At 45.8% G+C, this 21,948-nt stretch carries 23 protein-coding genes and 2 pseudogenes; 11 read left to right on the top strand and 14 right to left on the bottom strand.

Annotated elements, in window-relative coordinates:
• Window positions 1–243: 243 nt before the first annotated feature.
• On the top strand, window positions 244–1,803 hold the full coding sequence (locus tag CCZ37_RS03615; RefSeq protein WP_010319495.1) for an AbgT family transporter: 1,560 nt from the start codon (window positions 244–246) through the stop codon (window positions 1,801–1,803).
• Window positions 1,804–1,866: 63 nt separating this feature from the next.
• Here CCZ37_RS03615 and CCZ37_RS19280 read toward each other — a convergent pair.
• Window positions 1,867–1,968, bottom strand: a pseudogene (locus tag CCZ37_RS19280) (S-formylglutathione hydrolase); the annotation flags it as partial.
• A gap of 92 nt (window positions 1,969–2,060) precedes the next feature.
• Here CCZ37_RS19280 and tadA point away from each other — a divergent pair.
• Window positions 2,061–2,575 (top strand): annotated as a pseudogene (tadA, locus tag CCZ37_RS03625) (tRNA adenosine(34) deaminase TadA).
• A 37-nt stretch (window positions 2,576–2,612) separates the two neighbouring features.
• Here tadA and CCZ37_RS19565 read toward each other — a convergent pair.
• Both CCZ37_RS19565 and mltF read right to left on the bottom strand, forming a co-directional pair.
• Complete coding sequence (locus CCZ37_RS19565; protein ID WP_010319492.1) at window positions 2,613–2,747, bottom strand: hypothetical protein; 135 nt, start codon at window positions 2,745–2,747, stop codon at window positions 2,613–2,615.
• A gap of 209 nt (window positions 2,748–2,956) precedes the next feature.
• Window positions 2,957–4,495, bottom strand: coding sequence for a membrane-bound lytic murein transglycosylase MltF (gene mltF, locus CCZ37_RS03630; protein ID WP_094499770.1), 1,539 nt, complete (start codon window positions 4,493–4,495; stop codon window positions 2,957–2,959).
• A gap of 310 nt (window positions 4,496–4,805) precedes the next feature.
• Between mltF and purL the strand changes: the two genes are divergently transcribed.
• Entirely contained in the window at window positions 4,806–8,702 is a 3,897-nt protein-coding gene (purL, locus tag CCZ37_RS03635; protein WP_094499771.1) for a phosphoribosylformylglycinamidine synthase, read from the top strand.
• 240 nt (window positions 8,703–8,942) lie between these two features.
• Window positions 8,943–9,176 carry a DUF3622 domain-containing protein gene (locus CCZ37_RS03640; RefSeq protein WP_010319076.1) on the top strand — a complete coding sequence of 78 codons (234 nt, stop codon included), beginning with the start codon at window positions 8,943–8,945 and terminating at the stop codon, window positions 9,174–9,176.
• An 80-nt stretch (window positions 9,177–9,256) separates the two neighbouring features.
• On the opposite strand, the gene CCZ37_RS03645 is transcribed toward CCZ37_RS03640, so the two are convergent.
• The 4 genes from CCZ37_RS03645 to tsaA all read right to left on the bottom strand — a co-directional run bounded on the left by CCZ37_RS03645 (window position 9,257) and on the right by tsaA (window position 12,340).
• Window positions 9,257–9,448, bottom strand: coding sequence for a DUF4250 domain-containing protein (locus tag CCZ37_RS03645; RefSeq protein WP_010319077.1), 192 nt, complete (start codon window positions 9,446–9,448; stop codon window positions 9,257–9,259).
• Window positions 9,448–9,654, bottom strand: a complete 207-nt coding sequence (locus tag CCZ37_RS03650; RefSeq protein ID WP_010319078.1) for a YaeP family protein — start codon at window positions 9,652–9,654, stop codon at window positions 9,448–9,450. Before CCZ37_RS03650 ends, CCZ37_RS03645 begins: the two co-directional genes overlap by 1 nt.
• A gap of 186 nt (window positions 9,655–9,840) precedes the next feature.
• Window positions 9,841–11,556 carry a proline--tRNA ligase gene (locus CCZ37_RS03655; RefSeq protein ID WP_017047972.1) on the bottom strand — a complete coding sequence of 572 codons (1,716 nt, stop codon included), beginning with the start codon at window positions 11,554–11,556 and terminating at the stop codon, window positions 9,841–9,843.
• Window positions 11,557–11,644: 88 nt separating this feature from the next.
• Window positions 11,645–12,340: a tRNA (N6-threonylcarbamoyladenosine(37)-N6)-methyltransferase TrmO gene (tsaA, locus tag CCZ37_RS03660; protein ID WP_017045586.1), complete on the bottom strand. Its 696-nt coding sequence runs from the start codon at window positions 12,338–12,340 to the stop codon at window positions 11,645–11,647.
• Window positions 12,341–12,461: 121 nt separating this feature from the next.
• Between tsaA and CCZ37_RS03665 the strand changes: the two genes are divergently transcribed.
• Together CCZ37_RS03665 and ykgO are read left to right on the top strand one after the other, a co-directional pair.
• A complete protein-coding gene (locus tag CCZ37_RS03665) occupies window positions 12,462–12,716 on the top strand; it encodes a type B 50S ribosomal protein L31 (RefSeq protein WP_010319081.1) in 255 nt (84 codons plus the stop codon).
• A gap of 3 nt (window positions 12,717–12,719) precedes the next feature.
• Window positions 12,720–12,845, top strand: a complete 126-nt coding sequence (gene ykgO, locus CCZ37_RS03670) for a type B 50S ribosomal protein L36 (RefSeq protein ID WP_010319082.1) — start codon at window positions 12,720–12,722, stop codon at window positions 12,843–12,845.
• Window positions 12,846–12,896: 51 nt separating this feature from the next.
• On the opposite strand, the gene CCZ37_RS03675 is transcribed toward ykgO, so the two are convergent.
• Together CCZ37_RS03675 and CCZ37_RS03680 are read right to left on the bottom strand one after the other, a co-directional pair.
• Entirely contained in the window at window positions 12,897–13,346 is a 450-nt protein-coding gene (locus CCZ37_RS03675) for a YaiI/YqxD family protein (RefSeq protein WP_026027673.1), read from the bottom strand.
• 7 nt (window positions 13,347–13,353) lie between these two features.
• Window positions 13,354–13,641, bottom strand: a complete 288-nt coding sequence (locus tag CCZ37_RS03680; RefSeq protein WP_094499772.1) for a hypothetical protein — start codon at window positions 13,639–13,641, stop codon at window positions 13,354–13,356.
• A 463-nt stretch (window positions 13,642–14,104) separates the two neighbouring features.
• Here CCZ37_RS03680 and CCZ37_RS19000 point away from each other — a divergent pair, with 463 nt between their 5' ends.
• Both CCZ37_RS19000 and CCZ37_RS03685 read left to right on the top strand, forming a co-directional pair.
• A complete protein-coding gene (locus CCZ37_RS19000) occupies window positions 14,105–14,251 on the top strand; it encodes a hypothetical protein (protein ID WP_167372378.1) in 147 nt (48 codons plus the stop codon).
• A 258-nt stretch (window positions 14,252–14,509) separates the two neighbouring features.
• Entirely contained in the window at window positions 14,510–15,022 is a 513-nt protein-coding gene (locus CCZ37_RS03685) for a GNAT family N-acetyltransferase (RefSeq protein ID WP_094499773.1), read from the top strand.
• Here the strand turns inward: CCZ37_RS03685 and CCZ37_RS03690 are convergent.
• Complete coding sequence (locus CCZ37_RS03690; RefSeq protein WP_017045584.1) at window positions 14,982–15,281, bottom strand: DUF3301 domain-containing protein; 300 nt, start codon at window positions 15,279–15,281, stop codon at window positions 14,982–14,984. The two genes, CCZ37_RS03685 and CCZ37_RS03690, sit on opposite strands and share 41 nt — an antisense overlap.
• A gap of 11 nt (window positions 15,282–15,292) precedes the next feature.
• Complete coding sequence (locus CCZ37_RS03695) at window positions 15,293–16,336, bottom strand: DUF3549 family protein (RefSeq protein ID WP_094500786.1); 1,044 nt, start codon at window positions 16,334–16,336, stop codon at window positions 15,293–15,295.
• Window positions 16,337–16,458: 122 nt separating this feature from the next.
• Between CCZ37_RS03695 and CCZ37_RS03700 the strand changes: the two genes are divergently transcribed.
• Together CCZ37_RS03700 and truC are read left to right on the top strand one after the other, a co-directional pair.
• Window positions 16,459–16,779: a YqcC family protein gene (locus CCZ37_RS03700; RefSeq protein WP_094499774.1), complete on the top strand. Its 321-nt coding sequence runs from the start codon at window positions 16,459–16,461 to the stop codon at window positions 16,777–16,779.
• Window positions 16,773–17,495: a tRNA pseudouridine(65) synthase TruC gene (gene truC / locus CCZ37_RS03705; protein WP_017044189.1), complete on the top strand. Its 723-nt coding sequence runs from the start codon at window positions 16,773–16,775 to the stop codon at window positions 17,493–17,495. Before CCZ37_RS03700 ends, truC begins: the two co-directional genes overlap by 7 nt.
• 156 nt (window positions 17,496–17,651) lie before the next feature.
• Here truC and dxs read toward each other — a convergent pair whose 3' ends face one another.
• From dxs to xseB, 3 genes are all read right to left on the bottom strand, one after another.
• Complete coding sequence (gene dxs, locus CCZ37_RS03710) at window positions 17,652–19,535, bottom strand: 1-deoxy-D-xylulose-5-phosphate synthase (RefSeq protein ID WP_010319091.1); 1,884 nt, start codon at window positions 19,533–19,535, stop codon at window positions 17,652–17,654.
• Window positions 19,536–19,554: 19 nt separating this feature from the next.
• Complete coding sequence (gene ispA, locus CCZ37_RS03715) at window positions 19,555–20,439, bottom strand: (2E,6E)-farnesyl diphosphate synthase (protein ID WP_017044191.1); 885 nt, start codon at window positions 20,437–20,439, stop codon at window positions 19,555–19,557.
• A gap of 148 nt (window positions 20,440–20,587) precedes the next feature.
• Window positions 20,588–20,830: an exodeoxyribonuclease VII small subunit gene (xseB, locus tag CCZ37_RS03720; protein ID WP_094500787.1), complete on the bottom strand. Its 243-nt coding sequence runs from the start codon at window positions 20,828–20,830 to the stop codon at window positions 20,588–20,590.
• 353 nt (window positions 20,831–21,183) lie between these two features.
• On the opposite strand from xseB, the gene pomA reads away from it, so the two are divergent.
• Window positions 21,184–21,948: a flagellar motor protein PomA gene (gene pomA / locus CCZ37_RS03725; protein ID WP_010319094.1), complete on the top strand. Its 765-nt coding sequence runs from the start codon at window positions 21,184–21,186 to the stop codon at window positions 21,946–21,948.

Genomic DNA, 21,948 nt, shown 5'->3' on the forward strand with positions numbered 1-21,948 from the left:
ATGAAAAAATGAAATGTTTGGCTTTGCAAATTGGTTGCTAAGTTGTATAAAAAAAGAGCATTTTAATGTGTTTAGATTGTTGTGGTGGAAGGTTATTTTTGCAAAATATGTCCCCGTTTTTGTAAAAACATGTGCAAGCTTGTGTTTTGGTGGTGGCTTTTTTATAGAATAACCGACGATTTATAGGCCGGCTAAATAAACAGATATAGGCCTACAGCAGCAACATCACATATGGAGTTACGAATGAGTAACCAAGTCGTAAAACAAGCACCATTTCCGAAGCCGAGCGGTATGGATCGCTTTTTAAATTTTATTGAACGTGCAGGAAATAAAATTCCTGACCCTGCGATTTTGTTCTTCTGGGCACTGATTATTGTTTGGGTTTCATCGGCACTGTTATCGAATGTGACGTTTGATTTGACCAACCCTCGAACGGGTGAAGCACTGCAAGTGAATAACTTGCTGACAGGTAAAGCGCTCGCGAGTTTTCTAGCCAATATGGTGACCACATTCACCAGCTTTGCGCCGCTAGGTATCGTGCTGGTTGCCATGCTCGGTGTGGGAGTGGCTGATTCTTCTGGGTTTATCACCACCGGCCTTAAGAAAATGCTAAATTTCACGCCAGCAAAACTATTGACACCGATGCTGATTTTGGTGGCGATAGTGTCGCATACGGCTGCTGATGCTGGTTATGTATTGGTTATTCCTCTCGGTGGGATTATTTTCCATGCGGCAGGGCGTCATCCACTGGCCGGTATTGCAGCCGCATTTGCTGGTGTTTCTGGTGGCTTTTCAGCGAACTTTATCCCTTCTGGTATTGATCCTTTACTCGCTGGTTTTACACAAACCGCCGCACAAATTTTGGATCCTCAATACATAGTGAACCCGCTGGCGAACATTTTCTTCACGGGTTTTTCTTCGGTGATCATCGTCGCGATTGGTTGGTATGTGACTGAGAAAATCATTGAACCTCGTCTAGCGAATATGCCTGTTGATGAGGATGCAGAGGTAGCGCCTGATCTAGGAACATTCAGCGCAACGGAATCGAGAGCATTTCGTTTTGCTGGCTGGGCAATGGTGGTAGGTATTGCATTACTAGTAGCGGCTTTGATCCCAGAAAACTCAGCGCTGCGTTCGCCTGATGGTGAGCTAACGGCCTTTTCTGCGCCAGTGATGAAGTCGATCGTTCCTTTAATTTTTATCTTGTTTATTATTCCTGGAATTGTGTATGGCCGAGTGGCTGGCACCTTTAAAAACAGTAATGACGTGATAAAAGCGATGTCTGGCACCATGGCTACGATGGGTGCATACATAGTGATGTCGTTCTTCTGTGCTCAGTTCTTATCGGCGTTTGGTCAGTCTAATATTGGTACTATGTTGGCATTGTATGGCGCCGAAGGCCTAAAAGCGATGGACTTACCCGGCCAAGCAACGATTGTGGGGATGATTTTACTCACGGCTAGCGTTAATTTGCTGGTGGGTTCGGCCTCGGCAAAATGGGCATTGATTGGTCCAATTCTGGTACCTATGTTGATGGCGGTAGGGATTTCTCCCGAGCTATCGCAAGCGGCTTACCGCGTCGGCGATTCGGTTTCTAACATTATCTCTCCACTGATGGTTTTCTTCCCATTAGTCGTGGTGTATTGTCAACGTTATGTAAAATCGACGGGCATTGGCACCTTGGCTTCAATGATGATGCCTTTCTCCATCGCGATGCTGATTGGTTGGACGCTGTTCCTGCTCGCTTACTGGGCTTTTGGTATTCCGCTAGGGGTGCAAGCACCTTACACATACAGCTTGTAGCGTTAACGTTATTTATCGAGTCTGAATTAAAAGCCCGCGAGTGTATCGCGGGCTTTTTCAATCTTATTTGTGCAGATGTTGCGCGTGAAATGCTAAGTGATCATCAATGAAACTTTGAATGAAAAAATAACTGTGATCATAACCTTTATGCATTAAAATCGTCATTTGTCTTCAAAAGTTAGGTTGCTGATGGATTTTCTGGCAGAACAGTTATCGTCCGCTAACGGTAAAGGCTAGTGAAAGAGAAAATAGGATATATGAATACACAGTTTACCTTTCAAGATCAAGAGTTTATGCGCCGAGCCATCGCGCTTGCCAATCTTGCAGAACAAGCAGGTGAAGTGCCTGTGGGCGCTGTGCTTGTTAAAGATGGCGAAATTATTGCTGAAGGTTGGAATACCTCTATTGGTCAACATGATGCGACAGCGCACGCTGAAATTCAGGCTCTGCGTCAAGCAGGTCAACGGTTACAAAATTATCGTTTGCTTGATACTACCTTATACGTCACTTTGGAGCCCTGCCCAATGTGCGCAGGCGCACTGCTGCATAGCCGAGTCAAAAGGATTGTCTTTGGCGCTCCAGATCTCAAAGCTGGGGCGGCCGGTACGGTGCTGAATTTATTTGAAAGCCAAGCCTCCTATCATTACGTGACGGTCGATAAAGGATTGTTAGAAGAGGAGTGTCGGGAGCAACTGCAATCTTTTTTAGACGAAGACGCGCAGAGATACAGGCGGAAAAACAGCGGAATAAGCAACAGAGTGAGGGTTTTTAGCAAACATCCACTTTGGGTAGATGTTTGCCGCTGAAGGTTAAACAGAGATTAATTGCATAAACGCACGGTTACGCCAGATAATTTTCTTTTTATTATTGGATAACATACGTTTACGACGGTTCGCTGCCACCGTTTTATTAAGGTGTTTTGATAGCTTTTTACGTTTCAGCATAAACAACCTCCTACTACTGAGTTTTGACAATGATCCCTAATGGTTTAGGGTGCCTTATGACAATTTTAATCTGCCTTTATAGCTCTGGATTGTTACCATAATATGAAACTTAGGAAACGATCTTTTTCACGTTTTGATGTATGGGCTGCACACTTGGAAATCAAGTGTGCAATTTTTGTTCAATGTGGAAGATTTAGCTATCCTTATGCTTATCGAGCTGCGGGGTCGAGATACTGATTATCCTGCGCCTCATCGGCCGATTGCATAGCTTCTACCGCGGCTTCCTCCTCCTCAATACTGATCACAACCAAATCATCAGTACCTGAACTATTGTCTATCCGTTTTTGTTGATCAACATGGCCAATAATACTTTGATAATAGCGACGAATATTTTCAACGTAGGCTTTAGCTTCATCACCTCGTGCATAACCATATCGGGTTTGGCTGAAGTATTTTTTCTGCCTCAACTGGGGGAGGCGATCTTTGACTTCGGTCCAGGAATCAGGGTTGGCACCTTGCTGTTTAGTTAAGCGCCTTGCATCCATCATATGCCCATAGCCGACGTTATAGGAAGCAAGAGCAAACCAAATTTTCTCATGTTCTGGGATCGAGTCTGGTATACGTTGCACCATCCGACGTAGGTATTCGACACCACCACGGATCGATTGTTCCGGATCGAGCCGATTGGTTACACCAACACTTTTAGCCGTTGGGAGGGTTAGCATCATCATGCCGCGCACTCCCGTGGGAGATTTAGCCAAGGGATTCCAGTGGGATTCTTGATAAGCTAAGGCGGCAATCAATCGCCAATCAAATTCGTCAGAATATTGTTGGAAAAGAGGCGACCATTTGGGGAGGCGCACATCGAGAGCTCTAATAAAGGCGCGCGTATCGACATAATCAAATGTACCGACGTGACCAATATATTTCTCTTCCAAGGCTGCTAGTTGGCCAGATTGTTTAAGGTTGCCAAAAAACTCAATCATCAAGGCGTATAAGCTTTCATCTTCAGAACGACGCATATACCAAGCGATGGGCTGATCTTCAGTTAATTCAAAGGCGATGGCTAAGTCAGGGTAGATTCGCTGCGATAGCGAGACTTCGACCGAATCAGCCATGGTAAACAGCAGTTCGCCATTCGAAACTTGTTTTAAAAGGTCGTTAACGTCGGCGTTATTATTCACATTGTACTGAAACTCTGGGTGGATCTGTTTAATGTCGCTGAGCGTATTTTCAAAGTGGGATTCATTCACGATAGCAAAAACGCTGTCACCTTCATGACCAGCAATCAGTTCCGGTTGTTTTTCCAGTAATTGTTTTAAATTTCTTGGACGCCAGTTGCCTTTCTTATAGACGACTTGTTGGCTGACATAGTAATAAGCGGGCCCTGTTCTGAACTCATTCAGATGTTGGTTGGACTGGCTTAATCCTGCTGCAATAACGTCGATTTCCCCATTTTTCAGTGCAGGAAAGAGACTCGATAACCGATAAGCGGGTTTCATCTCCAATTTAACCCCAAGCTGATTGGCAAATTCACGCGCCAGCTCGTAGTCAAGCCCCGCGGGGCCATCAGGGCCAATGTAGTAGGAGAGCTGATTGTTCAGCGTGCCCACTCGCAATACGCCACGTTCACGAATATGATCAAGCTCGCTTTTAGGATCGGAATCGATTTGGCAACCGACGACAAAAAGAGTGAGTAGGAAAATGGACAATGAGCGATGAAGCTGAGTCAGATAATTCTTTGGCATTTATGAGCGATCTCTTACATCAATTACTACCTTTATATCAAAGGCGGCCATATTGGCAAAGTTTCAGATCAAAAACGGATGAAAAAGTGTCGGTGATCACGCTAATGTGGTTGTATTTCAAATTTGACAAAAAAAGACGCAAACGGTTGCTTTTGGTGTTACGTCACAAAAAGAATTCCTTTATAATGCGTCCGAAATGACGAGGTGAAATTGGTATGTATTCGGTTTTCTTTTATTAAATTATTGTATTTTAATGATTTTGAATTTATTCCAATTACACTTCAACCCACTGTATAAGAGACCTAAGCACATGAGAATTTTGCGTGGCTCCCCAGCGCTTTCTGAGTTTCGTGTTAACAAACTCGTTGAACTTTGTCGTGAACAGCAACTGCCTGTATCGAGTATTTACGCGGAGTTTATGCATTTTGCTGATCTCTCTGCGGATTTAGACGCTCAATCCCTTGAAAAATTAGAGAAACTACTCACTTATGGTCCAACCATTCAAGACCATGAGCCACAAGGTCTTCTTCTGCTTGTGACGCCTCGTCCGGGCACTATTTCTCCTTGGTCTTCCAAAGCAACAGATATTGCACACAATTGTGGTTTAGTGGATGTGAAGCGTTTAGAGCGGGGTACGGCTTATTATATTGAATCCGAAGTCGCGCTTTCTGCCGAGCAAATCAACTCTATCCAAGCAATTATTCATGACCGAATGATGGAAGTCGTGTTTACCGATTTCGAATCGGTAACAGCACTGTTCAAAGTCGCAGAACCTGCCCCAGTGGCGTACGTTGACTTGCTGAATGGCGGACGTGCAGCGCTTGAAAAAGCAAACGTTACCCTTGGGCTTGCACTGGCTGAGGACGAAATTGATTATTTGCTCGAAAGCTTCATCACCAAGCTTGAACGTAATCCAACCGACATCGAATTAATGATGTTTGCGCAAGCAAACTCTGAGCATTGCCGCCATAAAATCTTCAATGCCGATTGGACTATTGATGGCGTTAAGCAAGACAAATCGCTGTTCAAGATGATCAAAAACACTTATGAAGTAACTCCTGATCACGTGCTGTCTGCCTATAAAGATAATGCCGCCGTCATGGTGGGTTCAGAAGTTGGGCGTTTTTTCCCTGATCCAGAGACACGCCAATATGGTTATCACCATGAAAAAGCGCATATTTTAATGAAAGTGGAAACACACAACCACCCAACGGCGATTGCTCCTTGGCCGGGCGCTTCAACGGGTTCTGGTGGTGAAATTCGTGATGAAGGCGCAACGGGGATTGGTGGAAAACCTAAAGCTGGGTTAGTCGGTTTTACTACTTCAAACTTGCGTATTCCGAATTTTGTGCAACCTTGGGAAACGGATTTTGGTAAACCGGGGCGCATTGTTACGGCACTCGATATTATGCTGGAAGGCCCGCTCGGTGGTGCGGCTTTTAACAACGAATTTGGTCGTCCCAACCTGCTAGGTTACTTCCGTACTTACGAAGAGAAAGTCAATTCTCACGCAGGTGAAGAAGTGCGTGGTTATCACAAACCAATCATGATTGCTGGTGGGATGGGGAATATCTGCGACGAGCATGTGCAGAAAAAAGAGATCCCTGTTGGCGCGAGCTTAATTGTGCTCGGTGGTCCGGCAATGAACATTGGCCTTGGTGGGGGCGCCGCTTCTTCTATGGCATCTGGTCAATCTGCGGAAGATCTTGATTTTGCCTCGGTACAGCGTGAAAACCCAGAGATGGAACGTCGCTGCCAAGAGGTGATTGATCGCTGCTGGCAACTCGGTGAGGCGAATCCGATCGCCTTTATCCATGATGTGGGCGCTGGTGGTATCTCAAACGCATTGCCTGAGCTTGTTGATGATGGTGAACGTGGCGGTATTTTCCAACTGCGTGATGTACCTAACGATGAGCCGGGAATGAGCCCGCTTGAAATTTGGTGTAATGAATCACAAGAGCGTTACGTACTGGCTGTAGCGCCAGAAAACATGGCGCGCTTTGACGCCATTTGCCAACGTGAGCGCGCGCCTTATGCTGTTGTGGGCATTGCCACTGAAGAGCGTGAACTGAAATTGGAAGATTCACATTTCGACAATACGCCAATTGATATGCCGATGGACGTATTGCTTGGCAAAACACCTAAAATGTATCGTGATGTGAAGACGCTGAAAGTTAATAATCCAGCACTTGATCGCCGTGATATCGAATTGAACGAAGCGATTGATCGAATACTGCGTCTCCCTGCGGTTGCAGAAAAAACCTTCCTCATCACCATTGGTGACAGAACCGTCACTGGTTTGGTCGCTCGTGACCAAATGGTTGGTCCATGGCAAGTGCCAGTAGCAAACTGCGCGGTCACTGCGGCAAGTTATGATACTTACCACGGCGAAGCGATGTCGATGGGTGAGCGCACGCCAGTTGCCTTGCTGGATTTTGGGGCATCGGCACGTTTAGCCGTGGGCGAAGCGATTACCAATATTGCCGCTACCCATATCGGTGATATCAAACACATTAAGTTGTCGGCGAACTGGATGTCACCAGCGGGTCACCCAGGTGAAGATGCTGGTTTGTATGAGGCAGTAAAAGCGGTCGGTGAAGAGCTTTGTCCTGCGCTCGGCCTGACTATCCCAGTGGGTAAAGATTCGATGTCGATGAAGACCAAATGGGATGAGAATGGCGAACAAAAAGAAGTGACCTCTCCGCTATCCTTGGTGATTACGGCATTTGCTCGTGTTGAAGATGTGCGTAACACCATTACGCCTCAGTTAAGAACCGATAAGGGCGAAACCTCACTGGTTTTGATTGATTTAGGTAATGGTAAGAATCGCTTGGGCGCAACGGCGTTAGCACAAGTTTACAAACAGTTGGGTGATAAACCCGCAGACGTAGATAATGCGGCGCAGCTTAAAGCCTTCTATGAAGCGATCCAAACCTTGGTCGCGAATCAGCAGATTATCGCCTATCACGATAAAGGTGACGGTGGTTTATTCGTTACTCTAGCTGAAATGGCCTTTGCTGGTCATTGTGGCGTGAAAGCCGATATTGCCGCGCTAGGCGATGATGCATTGGCCGCGTTATTTAATGAAGAGCTGGGCGCAGTCATTCAAGTTCGTCACCACGATTTAGAGACGGTGATCTCGACGCTAACGGCGCATGGTTTACAAGCGTGTTCACACGTTATCGGTCGTGTTGACGCTTCTGATGAGCTAGCCATTACCGCTGGTGAACAACCTATTGTTGTGCGTAACCGCACCGAACTTCGCACCATTTGGGCTGAAACCACGCATAAGATGCAAGCGCTGCGCGATAACCCGCAGTGCGCGGACCAAGAGTTTGCAGCAAAACAAGATAACAGTGATAAAGGTCTTAACGTCAGTTTGAGCTTTGACGTGCAACAAGATGTTGCGGCACCGTATATTGCTAAAGGCGTGAAGCCAAAAATGGCTATTTTGCGCGAGCAAGGGGTTAACTCACACGTTGAAATGGCGGCAGCGTTTGATCGCGCAGGCTTTGAAACAACCGATATACACATGAGCGACATCTTAACGGGTCAAGCGGTGCTTGAAGAGTACCAAGGCCTCGTCGCATGTGGTGGGTTCTCTTATGGTGACGTATTAGGCGCGGGCGAAGGCTGGGCGAAATCAGTGCTGTTTAATGTACAAGCTCGTGAACAGTTCCAACGTTTCTTCCAACGTGAAGATACTTTCTCGCTAGGAGTGTGTAACGGCTGTCAAATGCTGTCGAATTTGAAAGAGTTAATCCCTGGTGCGGATTTATGGCCGCGTTTTGTGCGCAATGAATCAGAGCGTTTTGAAGCGCGCTTTAGCTTAGTGGAAGTGCAGCAATCTGATTCACTGTTTTTTAATGAGATGGCTGGCTCGCGCATGCCGATTGCGGTTTCGCACGGCGAAGGGCGCGTTGAAGTTCGTGATACGGCACATTTAACGGCGATTGAACAATCGGGCACCGTTGCGCTGCGTTTTGTGGATAACAACGGCCATGCCACGCAGCAATATCCGAACAACCCAAATGGTTCACCCAATGCGATTACAGGCTTAACGACTCAAGATGGCCGCGTGACGATCATGATGCCGCACCCAGAGCGCGTGTTCCGCACGGTAGCGAACTCTTGGCATCCTGATTCTTGGGGTGAAAACAGCCCATGGATGCGTATGTTCCAAAATGCACGTAAGAACTTAGGGTAACTCACCTTGTCGCCAGTGAGAGAAACGACTTAGTCTTGTTATTCCAGCCGCTGCAACTCAGCGGCTTTTTTGTTTACTTTGAGGATGAATTTTTTGTAAAAAATGCAGAAAAAAATTGTGATTTGTGCTCTAATGCCGCGCTTACCAAGGGATGGTGTTCAACATCCGCCGCCATATAATATAATGGCGCGCGACAAACGTTGATGAGTAATCCCTTATTATTCCCTTAGGAAAACGAAAATGTCAGAAAGTAAAAAATTTACCATCAAAGTGACTGAAAAGCGCAATGGTTGGGCGGCGGAAATCGTACGTCAAGTGACCTCTCGTAGAAGTGTTGTTTCAAAGCGCGAAATGGGTTTTGAAAGCGAAGCACAAGCACAAGCTTGGGCGGAAAAAGAGCTCAGTGGCTTTATTGAGAACCAAGCAAAACGCAATGAGCGTAAGGCTCTGGCAAGAAAAGAGAAAAAAGCTTAGTGCAAAAAATCTGAGTGCTGTGCTTTAAGAACGGTTATTTGAACGAAAACCCGCTTTAAATTAGCGGGTTTTTTTATGCCTTAACGAAATTGACCGATTTGCGGTAAAAACTCAAAGCCTGCACTGGCTAAGCGAGCCTCTAATGCCGCGCGATCGATATCAAAGTCATCCGCCAGTTTATCGAGATCGCCATTAAAATCATCACGTAGCTTCATATTGATGATGCTCATCAGCATGATTGGATCCATCGAGGCAAAATTGGCTAAATTCATCACTTATCCTCGAAATCAGAAATCAGCAAGTTAGCTGCCGCAAAGGCTGCTTGCTCTCGAACCGCTTTTGGCAGCGATTCGTCTGCTGCGACATCATTCAAGGTTTTGATGGCGCAGGAGATTGCTTGAGGAATATAAGCTTGATCACCACTGCCTATCTGCGCATAAAGCTCGCGCACTAATTCACAACAACCGTAAACTTGCATAGATTAAATCCTAACTAATGATAATGGCTCTCAATATACACATTACGTTTGGCAAAGACAAAATCAGAACTTGCGTTTGCGCAAGCTCTGATTGCAGGTGATGAAACTTTAAGCGTTCACTTGCCGATCTAATTGTAGAAATAAAAAAGGTTGCCATTTAGGCAACCTTTTCAATAGCACACTTTATTAGGCTATTTGAGCATTAATAAAGGAGACTATTTCATTCATAGCAACGGCCGACTTCTCACCACTGCGGCGATGTTTATATTCGAAGTTGCCCTCATCCATACTGCGATCGCCAATAATGATGGTATGTGGCACACCGATCAGTTCCATATCTGAGAACATTACGCCCGGGCGCTCTTTACGATCATCAAATAGCACTTCAATACCAGCAGCAGTCAGTTCCGCATACAGTTTTTCAGCAGCTTGTTGGACGCGCTCTGATTTGTGCATGTTCATGGGGACAATCGCCACTTGGAAAGGCGCGATCGCGTCAGGCCAGATGATGCCGTATTTATCGTTGTTTTGCTCGATGGCTGATGCCACAACGCGTGATACACCAATGCCGTAGCAACCCATCTCTAAAATGGTGTTTTTACCATTGGAATCAAGAACGCCACAGTTCATTTTCTCAGAGTAGTTGGTACCCAATTGGAAAATATGACCCACTTCGATACCGCGTTTGAGCATTAGTGTCCCTTTGCCACATGGGCTTGGGTCGCCTTCAACGACGTTACGGAGATCTTCCACTTTCGCTAGCTCAACGTCACGGCCCCAGTTGATGCCAAAGTAGTGTTTGCCATCGATGTTGGCTCCTGCGCCAAAATCGCTCATGACGGCTACGCTGTGATCAACGATAAATGGCAATTCAAGGCCAACAGGGCCAAGAGAGCCTGGGCCTGCGCCAATCAGCGCGCGAATCTCTTCTTCGCTAGCCATTTCTAGCGGAGCGGCAACTTCAGCGAGTTTCTCGGCTTTGATTTCATTGAGTTCATGATCACCACGGATGATCAGTGCCACGATAGAGGCATCGATCTCATCAGAGGCTTTTACAAACAGTGTTTTAACTGTTTTCTCAATCGGTAGGCCATGCTGCTCAACCAATTCAGCGATGGTTTTGGCGTTTGGCGTATCAACCTGCGTCATCTCTTGAGTTGGCGCGGCGCGCTCAACGGCTGGCGCAATGGCTTCCGCTTTTTCGATGTTGGCGGCGTAATCCGATTCAGTTGAGAAGGCGATGATGTCTTCACCACTTTCAGCCAATACATGGAACTCATGCGAGCCGTTACCACCGATAGCGCCGGTGTCGGCTAATACTGGGCGGTAATCAAGCCCCATGCGATCGAAGGCTTTACAGTAAGCTTCGTGCATTGCTTGGTAAGATTTCTCTAAGCCTGCTTTATCAATATCAAAGCTATAGGCATCCATCATGCAGAATTCACGAGCACGCATCACACCAAAACGAGGACGTCTCTCATCACGGAATTTGGTTTGAATCTGGTACAGGTTCAGCGGCAATTGCTTGTAAGAGCTGACTTCGTTGCGTACCAAGCTGGTGATCACTTCTTCTGCTGTTGGACTAAGCACAAACGGACGAGTATGGCGGTCAGTAAAGCGAAGTAGCTCAGGGCCCATTTTCTCAGAGCGGCCTGTCTCTTCCCACAGTTCAAACGGTTGCACAACGGGCATCAAGGTTTCGATTGCACCGGCATTGTCGATCTCTTGACGAACGATGTTTTCGACTTTACGCAGCACACGTAGACCAGTAGGCAGCCAGGTATAAAGACCTGAAGCCAGCTTACGGATCATACCTGCACGTAACATGAGCTGATGGCTCACGACTTCTGCGTCGTTTGGAGTCTCCTTCAAAGTAGAAAGAAGATATTTACTGGTACGCATTCTATGGTATCCGTTTCATGATAGTTAAAAGCGCTCTCCAATGAGAGGCTAGAATTAAGCCGCTAATAATATCAGCCAATCGGCTTTGTCAAAAGCGTTCTATTGCGGTTACTGAGACTAAGTTGTTTGCGATAGTGAATTTTACGTTCAGATCGAACAGATTTACCGCATATTCTTTATGATCGATTTTATGTTTTTTATAGGCTGGGCGAGGGTCTTGAGCCAGCACTTGCTCAATGACGGCTTTAACCATGTCGTGATCTGCTCGCGCATTCAGTACCGTTAACGCCGCTTGGCTAAAGGTCACTGCGATCTTGTCGGGCTCGCTCTCGGCATAGCCACCGCTGGCTGTGGCTATCGAATCTGAATAGGGAATATAGGGTTTGATGTCAATGATCGGTGTGTTATCGACTAAATCTACGCTGCCTAGTTCCAAATAAACCTGATCACCTTGCTGAGTGACGCCTTTCAATTCAACGGCAGACATACCGATGCCGTTAGGTCGAAACGTGGCCCGTGAAGCAAATACGCCGATCCGCTCATTTCCGCCTAAGCGCGGTGGGCGCACCGTCGGTTTCCAACCGGCATCGAGGTTTTGGTCAAACAGAAAAAGTAACCAGACATGGCTAAATTGTTCGATACCTCGCACCGACTCTAAGCAATTAGCGTGACCGATGAGCTTGACTCTCGCGCTTGCGCTCGCCACTAGGCGAGGTTGGCGAGGAACGGCAAATTTTTCTTTATAAGGCGTTTCAATAGTGCCAATCGGAGCAATGGTGTGCATATCCGTACCCGTCTTTTTTCACGTTGGTTGAGAAAAATATCACATTTAAGCTTGCTTTTCTTCTTGGTAATGATTATTAATTGGCATGTTATAACATAACAATTTAAGTGAGAGGAAATTGATGAAAGACGGAATTCATCCGCCGTACCAAAAAGTGGTTTTCCACGACACCAGTGTGGATAAGTATTTTATTGTGGGTTCAACGCTAAAAACTGATCGGACGATAGAGTGGGAAGATGGCAACACCTATCCTTATTTCACCTTAGATGTGTCGTCTGAATCGCATCCGTATTACACCGGTAAGCAGCGAGTTGTTCAAAAAGAAGGACGAGTGGCGAATTTCAATCGTCGCTTTGCTCAGTTTGGTAAGGAGTAAACTATGAAAGTATTAAGTTCATTAAAAAGCGCAAAATCACGTCATCCAGATTGTCAAATCGTCAAAAGACGCGGTCGTTTATATGTGATTTGTAAAACCAATCCAAGATTTAAGGCGGTTCAGCGTTAATGAAGGGGAACGGTTGGACAGGCTAGTGATTGTCCAACCGTCAAAACGTGGTTATTTGTTCGCTTTAGCCAAAATGCGATCCAAATGGTTGGCAAATTCGCGTCGTTCTGTTTGAGAAAGCGCACTTGGTCCGCCAGTTTGGATACCGCTTGAGCGCATCGTATCCATAAAATCTCGAATATTGAGGCGTGCCTTGATTGTCTCTTTGGTATACAGCTCACCACGAGAATTGAGCGCCAAGCCACCTTTGGTTATCACTTCATCGGCCAGCGGAATATCGGAAGTAATGACCAAATCGCCCACTTCTACCCGTTTGACGATTTCGTTATCGGCAACATCAAAACCACTGGGGACTTGCAGTGAACGAATGTTAGATCTTTGCGGAATCGGAACGACATGATTGGCCACAAAAGTACATTCAACGCCCGTCCTTTCGGCTGCGCGGACAATGGTTTCACGAATTACTTTCGGACATGCATCGGCGTCCACCCAAATTTTCATCATTTAATTATTTCTCGGTTAGTTGTGCTTCAAGAGCTGCCACTCGAGCTGACAAAGCCGCTAGTTGTGTTTCAAGTTCGGCTATTTTGTTCGCGCTATTTTCCGTACTAACGCTCACTTCCACTTTGGGTACTCGGTGTGCATTCTTCCAGCTTTTGATGGTTGCAATCAAGGCTGGCATTGGCACTGAGGTGCTAAGACGCGATTTCACCAAAGCCACACTCGGTTCCTTTCCCTGTTTTTGTAAGAGAGTCAAGATGCTGTCTAGTTCTTGAGTGACATCTTTTGTGAGCATAGGTTGTCCTTTTGATGAGTTGCCGTGATCTTACCTTTTATTTGCCAAGAGCAAAAGTGGCGAAGTGTTGTAAGAGATCTCGCACATTGTTTGTAAGAAATCACAGTATTTAAGGAGGTTTTGGAAGATGGTTTTCTTATAACTATCTGTTTTTTATTAAAATATCTATTTCTTTAGGCCATATTGTTAAAAATAACATTTTTAGGTGATTGTTTCTTAAAGTCAAACGGGTAAATTGAACTCTGTCGGAAGGACTCTGACAAGGAATAATAAAGCACCAAGGTTTGGTCTCTTCAGGAAGAAGGCAAGGTTATTCACGAAGAATGATCACGCAGGATGCTAGGACAGCGTAAGGATACAACAGTTGGCAGGATGCGAGCTGCATGGATTGGCGATGGACACCTTGTGGATAAGGCAGGACAATATCGGGATGATGTTATGGACACCGCTCAAGGAACAAGTGATGAGTATTGACCGGAGTGTTAGTACCATGGAAAGTTTGGATACCGCTAGGATGGCGATGCAGGATGAGCCGAAGAATTGGCCACTATTATGGATGATGCATGGAGCACACGATTTAGTAGCCGGACTGCTGCGAGTGAGACTTTAAGCCTCGACACATGCGTGTTGAGGCTTTTCTTATTGCCTGCATTCTGGCTTTAGCGTGTTGTTGCTTCAAAAAAAGATCATATGATAAGTGCCGCAAAATAATAACAACAAAAAAACAATCTAGATCAATTACCTCATCGTTCGGTTGGTTTAATTTTCGGCTTCTTTGCAAAAATAGAGTACCAGATTTTATCTGGGCTAAGGCGTATTGCCCTGAGCCTAGTTGAGTATTTCGGTATCATTTTGCGGCTAACAAGGATTGTACGTGACAACCGTAACAAGAAGAACGCTTCTTCTCCCTTACACCGATTCGTTAGAGTCTGATTTTTTGATGCTCAATTGTTGCGCCAAAAATCGGGCACAGATGAATGGACCTAAAACGGTCGCTTCAGCAAAACAGCTTTTTCAACGAGTGCTTCATGATCCTCATTTGTACGCAATGGCGGTGTTAGATAATTATAACCGCGAATACATGGGACATTTGTTCATTGAATTTGACGAAGAGCGAGCAGAACTCGGTTTTCTGTTTGATAAATTGTATTGGGGCAAAGGTATTGCAACTGAGGCATTGAAGGCTTTTTTACCTAAAGCGGCCTACCAATTGCAACGACAAAAAATTACAGCCACTGCTAATATTGGCCACCATGCCTCTATTGCGGTACTCAAAAAACTCGGCTTTGAGCTGTTGGGTGAGAAAGAAGATGTTTTTGGCCCTTATTGGGAATTTGAGTTTACATCCGATGAGGCGGCAAATGAAAAGCAGATGGCCTAAAGCCTATCATTTGTAATTCACCTTGGTAGCAGTCATCACCTAGCGCAGAAAACTCAAACCAATAAACGGTATGCCAACGCCAGAGTCCTTCTGGCGTTTTGAATTTGTGGCGTCCAAAAGCAACGCTGATCAGCTGTAAGTCGAGTTGTTCACATTTTCGACTGATCGCTGCTTTTGCCAATTCGGCTTGGCGACGCTGTTGCCAGAAAAGAAAGCAGCCCAAGCTGAGTAATAAAATAGCCAATAGATCGCCTAGCATAAACATTCCAGTTATTGAGCTTTAGTTGTTTGTTGTAAGCGAATTAAGGCATCGGCTAATTCGATTGAAGGGCTAGAATGCAGCAGTGGCAGCAGTACCATTCGCAGTTCTGGCAGCATCACTAAATCCGCAAAGAGCTGGTTAAAGAGAGCTTGATTGCCTGTTTGCGCCAAGCGTAATAAAAACGTTTCGGCAAGCAACGGGTTAGACAATACATGCCACGTGCGCCCTGCAATGGCAATTAATATCTCTTGATGGCTCAAGCGTGGGCTTTGCAGAATACGTTCAACCAAGGTCGCGGTGAGTGCATTATCCGCACCTGATAAGGCTCGTATTAAAGCAGAGAGTAAGAACAAATCAGGTTCGTGGCTTTCGATGTGCAACATTGCCATCTCTTGCAAACGCAGCGCCAGCTTATCATTCAACGGTGCGCTATGTTCGAGCGCCCCCAGCAGGGCATACAAAGGCTGAGCGGGGAGGTGGTTTAGTGCTTTTCTTAGCAGCACGCTATTTTGTTCTTTGCTTAAACGAGCACAAATATCAGTAATGCCTTGTAAGCCGACCGTCTGCCAGTTTTCCCACCCTAAAGCCCCACTAAAATAGTGTTGCGCATACTCATAATATTGACTTGATGGTAGGTTCAACTGGGCGCGTATTTGACTGTGGAATACCGCCATTTTGTCGTCGCTCGGTTTAAAGGTATAAGGGTTATTGGCAAGCTTTTGCTGTTGCTCATCACTGAGATCTTGATGTAAACGTGACCCCATCGCTTCAAGTACAAACTTAATGAAGTTACCTATCTCCGCTTGTTTGAGTAGGCCACGTTCATCCAAAGAGAATTTAAGAAACCAGATCCAAGGTTGTTGGGCTTGGTTCCAATACGCGATGGCAAGATGAGCATGACGCTGCAATGGATAGGGATACGGTTGCTGACCTTTTTCTACTTGAGAAAAGTGTGTATTTTCAATCGGGCAGATGCGCCTTCCTAAATCAAAGATCCGATATTGGCTACCACTATTGGTGAGCAATTGGCTAAGCGTGTGAATGGTATCCATCGATAAAGTGGCCCTAATTTGTGTTCTTGAATAACTATCTTTGATCAATAACTCTCTTTGAACAATAAATGGTACTCTATAGCCCATTTTCAAGGTCACTTAGCAAATTAACTTGGTGAATAATGACAGTAAGCACAAAACTTACCCACCTGTTGAAGCAACTAGAAACTCAGTTACGCAATTCTCAGCGCTGGCAATCCCAGCCGCCAAGCGAAAGCGCATTGATGAGCACTGAGCCTTTCTCCATCGATACCCTTACTCCGGAGCAGTGGCTGCAGTGGATTTTCATCCCCAAAATGTTATTGGCAATTGAGCAGCAAGCTGAGCTTCCTCAAGGGTTTTCGCTCACTCCTTATTTTGAAGAGGCATGGCAACATCAAACGGAATTGGCTGAAGTGATTGCGCTGCTGCACCTGATTGATGAGGTAAGCCAACCATGTTAGAGATTCTGTATCAGGACGATGATTTGGTCGCCGTGAATAAACCCGCAGGAATGCTGGTGCATCGCTCATGGCTAGATAAACACGAAACGCAATTTGTGATGCAAACGCTGCGCGATCAAATTGGCCAGCATGTGTTTCCCCTACATCGATTAGATAGGCCAACTTCTGGCGTGCTCGTGTTTGCGCTCTCCAGTGAAGTAGCGGCGCAAATGATGCCGATGTTTGCCAACCATCAAATGGAAAAAACGTACCATGCGATTGTGCGTGGTTGGATTGAACAAGGGGATGTGCTTGATTACCCACTCAAAATCGAGCTAGATAAAATTGCCGATAAGTTTGCCAAACAAGATAAAGAAGCCCAAGAGGCGATCACCGCTTATCAACCATTAGCGACAGTAGAAGTGCCGTATTCAACCGGGCGTTTCCCAACCAGCCGCTACTGTTTGGTGGAAATGAAACCGCAAACAGGCCGTAAACATCAGCTGCGTCGTCATATGCACCATTTGAGTCACCCGATTATTGGTGATACCACTCATGGTGATGGCAAGCACAACCGCCTATTTCGCGATCATTATGACGCGCAGCGTCTGATGCTCCATGCCTCTGAATTACGTTTTACTCATCCGTTTACTGGCCAAACATTAGTGCTTAAAGCTGGTTTTGATGAGATATGGCAACGGCTGTTTACTCAGTTTGAGTGGAGCCAGCCGATATAAAAGCAAAACCCTCGCGATGCGAGGGTTTTGAGTATTGGGATGTAACTGAAAGTGGTGTAGCTTATCGAGCTATTCGGTTCATAAAGCCTTCAGTTAATAAAGCCTTCAGTTAATAAAACCTTCAGTTCATAAAACCGACAGCTTATAAAACGCTCGCTACTTTGCTAAATATTCTTGAATGGAGCGCTCGATGCCTTTGGCATCTAAACCTAATTCGGCATGCAGCTCTTCTTGTGTGCCTTGAGCGATGAATTGATCAGGCAAACCTAGATTGAGTACCGGTTTTAGGATTTTCTCTTTCATCATCAGTTCAATGACGCCAGCACCCGCACCACCGGCAATCGCATTCTCTTCCAAGGTCACGAGCACATCATGCTGCGCAGCCAGTTGGCGAATGAGTGTTTCATCAAGGGGCTTAACAAATCGCATGTCAGCCACCGTTGCATTTAGTTTATCGGCTGCTTCAAGTGCGTTTGGTAGGAAAGTGCCAAAGTTGAGGATCGCGATTTTTTCATGTGCGATAGCCGTGTCACATTGGCGCATAATGCGTCCTTTGCCAATCTCTAACGCACTAAATTGGGTTTGGATTTCGACTCCCATGCCATTGCCACGAGGATAACGCACTGCGCTTGGCCCTGTGTGTTTATGGCCGGTATAGAGCATTTGTCGGCACTCATTTTCATCGGCGGGTGCCATGATCACCATGTTGGGAATGCAGCGCATGAAGCTTAAATCAAACGCACCTTGGTGAGTTTGGCCATCAGCTCCGACTAACCCTGCGCGGTCAATGGCAAACATAACCGGTAAATTCATGATGGCAACATCATGGATCAGCTGATCATAACCCCGTTGTAAAAAGGTTGAGTAGATCGCCACTATCGGATGATCTCCCGCAATCGCCATGCCTGTCGCAAGGGTGACGGCATGTTGCTCAGCAATCGCCACATCAAAATATTGTTGTGGAAACTCTTTTGAAAAGCGAACCATGCCAGAACCTTCACGCATCGCGGGTGTAATCGCCATTAATTTTGGATCTTGCGCGGCCATGTCGCATAAAAAATCGCCAAAGATTTTAGAAAAAGTCGGTTTAGCATTGCTGCTTTTTGGCAGGCTAGTGTGGCTCGGGTCAAATTTAGGAACGCCATGGTAACCAATCGGATCTTTTTCGGCGGGCTCATAACCTTTGCCTTTTTTGGTCATGATGTGCAAAAACTGCGGGCCTTTGAGCTCGCGCATGTTGCGTAATGTCTTGATAAGTTCAATCACATCATGGCCATCTACTGGGCCGATATAGTTAAATCCAAGCTCTTCAAACAAGGTGCCGGGTACGACCATGCCTTTCAAGTGCTCTTCTGTGCGACGTACCAGCTCTTTGATAGGCGGTATGCCAGAGAGCACTTTTTTGCCCCCTTCACGGATCGAGGTATAAAGGCTACCGGAAAGCAGTTGCGCTAAATGATTATTCAGTGCGCCCACGTTTTCAGAGATCGACATTTCGTTGTCGTTGAGCACGACTAACATATCTGGGTGAACGTCGCCAGCATGGTTCATTGCTTCAAAGGCCATGCCCGCGGTGATGGCACCATCACCAATCACGCCCACCACTTTGCGATTTTTCCCTTCTTTACCTGCACTGATCGCCATCCCTAAGGCGGCACTGATTGAAGTGGACGAGTGGCCGACAGAGAGCGTGTCATATTCACTTTCTTCACGCCAAGGAAAAGGGTGCAGGCCATCTTTTTGACGAATGGTCGACATTTGCTCGCGGCGACCAGTTAAGATTTTGTGCGGGTAAGCTTGGTGGCCTACATCCCAAATCAGCTGATCAAAAGGGGTGTTATAGACGTAGTGCAGGGCAACCGTTAATTCAACCGTGCCTAAGCCTGACGCAAGGTGGCCACTCGACTGACTGACGGAATTAAGAAGATAGTTTCTTAATTCACCACACAATGCCGGCAGAACCTCTTTCGGTAGACTGCGCAGTTCATCGGGTGAATTTGCTAAAGCCAGTGTTGGGTATTTTGAAATATCAAGAGTCATAATTTTGCGCGCTTATAGTTTAGTTCTTGCGCTCGACGACGTATCGGGCGAACTCTTCGAGTGATTCTGTATTGTAGGGTATTGCTTCCAAGGCTTGAAGAGCTTCCTGTAACAGACTTTGTGCTTTGTCAATAGCACCTTGTAATCCTAGCAGCGCTGGGTAGGTACTTTTATTGAGTTGTTGATCCGAGCCTTGAGGTTTACCTAATGTCTCGGTATCGCTAACGATATCTAAAATATCATCTTGAACTTGGAATGCGAGACCAACGGCATCGGCATAGCGATCTAATTGTGGTAGTACCGCAAGCCCTTTTTCACCCGCCGCAAGCGCACCTAAACGGATTGCACAACGCATCAAGGCTCCCGTTTTATTGCGATGGATCTCCTCTAATTCCTGCACTGAAACCAGACGATTTTCCGCTTGCAGATCCAACGCTTGGCCTATACACATACCTTGAGCACCGGAAGCTTGAGCCAACATTTGGACCATCTTAATGCGGTTGACTTGCGCATGTTCGGCGAGTTGACCTTCTGCCAAAATAGTAAAGGCCAGTGTTTGCAGGGCATCGCCCGCTAAAATCGCGATGGCTTCGTCAAATTCGATGTGACAAGTGGCTTGACCGCGCCGCAATTCATCGTCGTCCATCGCGGGAAGGTCATCGTGGATCAATGAGTAAGCGTGAATACATTCTACTGCGCAGGCTGGGGTGTCGAGTTCATTTTGTGTACAACCAAGCATTTGCCCTGTGATATACACCAAATAAGGTCGAGCCCTTTTACCGCCAAGTAACAAACCGTAACGCATCGCGTCAATTAGGGATTGTTTTTGATGCGGTAAGCGGCATAACCAAAGGTTTAATTGGTCAATATTTCTTTGCTGATAGGAGCTCAGAGCCTCAATCATAGGGCACTCTTTCTACTAAGTTGTGGTATCTACTAGGTTACGATCGACCGTTTCCCTGTGACTTAATTGACAGGTTCATGTCACATAGCGAGCGATGAGATCGATAAATATGAGTCAGTAATCAGTATGTATCAGTAATACGTGCCTATTACTCAGGTAGTTCAGTAAAGTCAGAGAGTGGCGCTTCATCGCTCGCACTGAGCAAAATACTGACTCGCTGTTCCGCTTCACTTAACTTACTTTGTCCAGCACGAGCAAGGGATATTCCGCGCTCGAATTTTTTTAGCGCATCATCTAAGGCTAAATCGCCATTTTCTAGCTGTTCCACTAAGCTATCAAGTTCTTCGATAGTTGCTTCAAAGGACATATTTTCAGGTTTCTTGCTCGCCATAATCTTTTTATCTTGGTAAATATGCACGAAAGTTACCTTAGGGCGTAGTGATGGTCAAATTTAACCAACGATTTTTGTCTGAAAAGTCCCTCTTTTGGAACTGTCACTATCACAAATAATAAAAATAATAATACGATACTTAGCAACCAGACCGATATTTACTGAAATAGTGACGGTGACTCAGAATCTTGGCCATATCAGTGTGCTGGCAACAGTGCATCTTTACTTGGTTTAGGTATAAACTGAACAGAGAGAATTTCGGTATGATCCAATAATTTACTTAAAATTTTGAATCTATTGCCGATAACGGGTTTAAACTCATTATCGCAGGTGAGTAGCATGAGGAGTGCTTTGTGGATTTAGCAACGCTGTTAGGACTGATCGGGGGCATGGCTTTCGTTATCATGGCAATGATCTTAGGCGGAAGCTTGATGATGTTCTTCGACGTCATCTCGATATTGATTGTTGTTGGAGGCTCAACTTTTGTTGTCTTAATGAAATTTACGATGGGGCAATTTTTTGGCGCGGCAAAAATCGCAGGTAAAGCGTTTATGTTTAAAGCTGATGAGCCTGAAGATTTGATCGCAAAAATCGTGGAAATGGCGGATGCAGCACGTAAAGGCGGTTTTCTTGCACTAGAAGAGATGGAAATTACCAATAGTTTCATGCAAAAAGGGATCGATTTGCTGGTGGATGGCCATGATGCTGACGTGGTGCGTTCTGCGTTGCAAAAAGACATCGCTTTGACTGATGAACGGCATGATAAAGGGTCTAGTGTGTTTCGCGCTTTTGGTGATGTAGCCCCTGCGATGGGGATGATCGGTACTTTAGTGGGCTTGGTTGCCATGTTGTCTAACATGGATGACCCTAAATCAATTGGCCCTGCGATGGCCGTTGCGTTGTTAACCACTTTATATGGTGCAATATTATCTAACATGGTGTTTTTCCCTATTGCTGACAAACTTGCCTTACGTCGTGAACAAGAAAAGCTCAACCGTCGTTTAATTATGGATGGTGTACTGGCGATTCAAGATGGACAAAACCCACGAGTTATTGATAGTTATCTGAAAAACTACATTAATGAAGGTAAGCGTGTTCTTGATGTTGATAGCGAATAA

The organism is Vibrio qinghaiensis, from assembly GCF_002257545.1.
Lineage (GTDB): Bacteria > Pseudomonadota > Gammaproteobacteria > Enterobacterales > Vibrionaceae > Vibrio > Vibrio ordalii.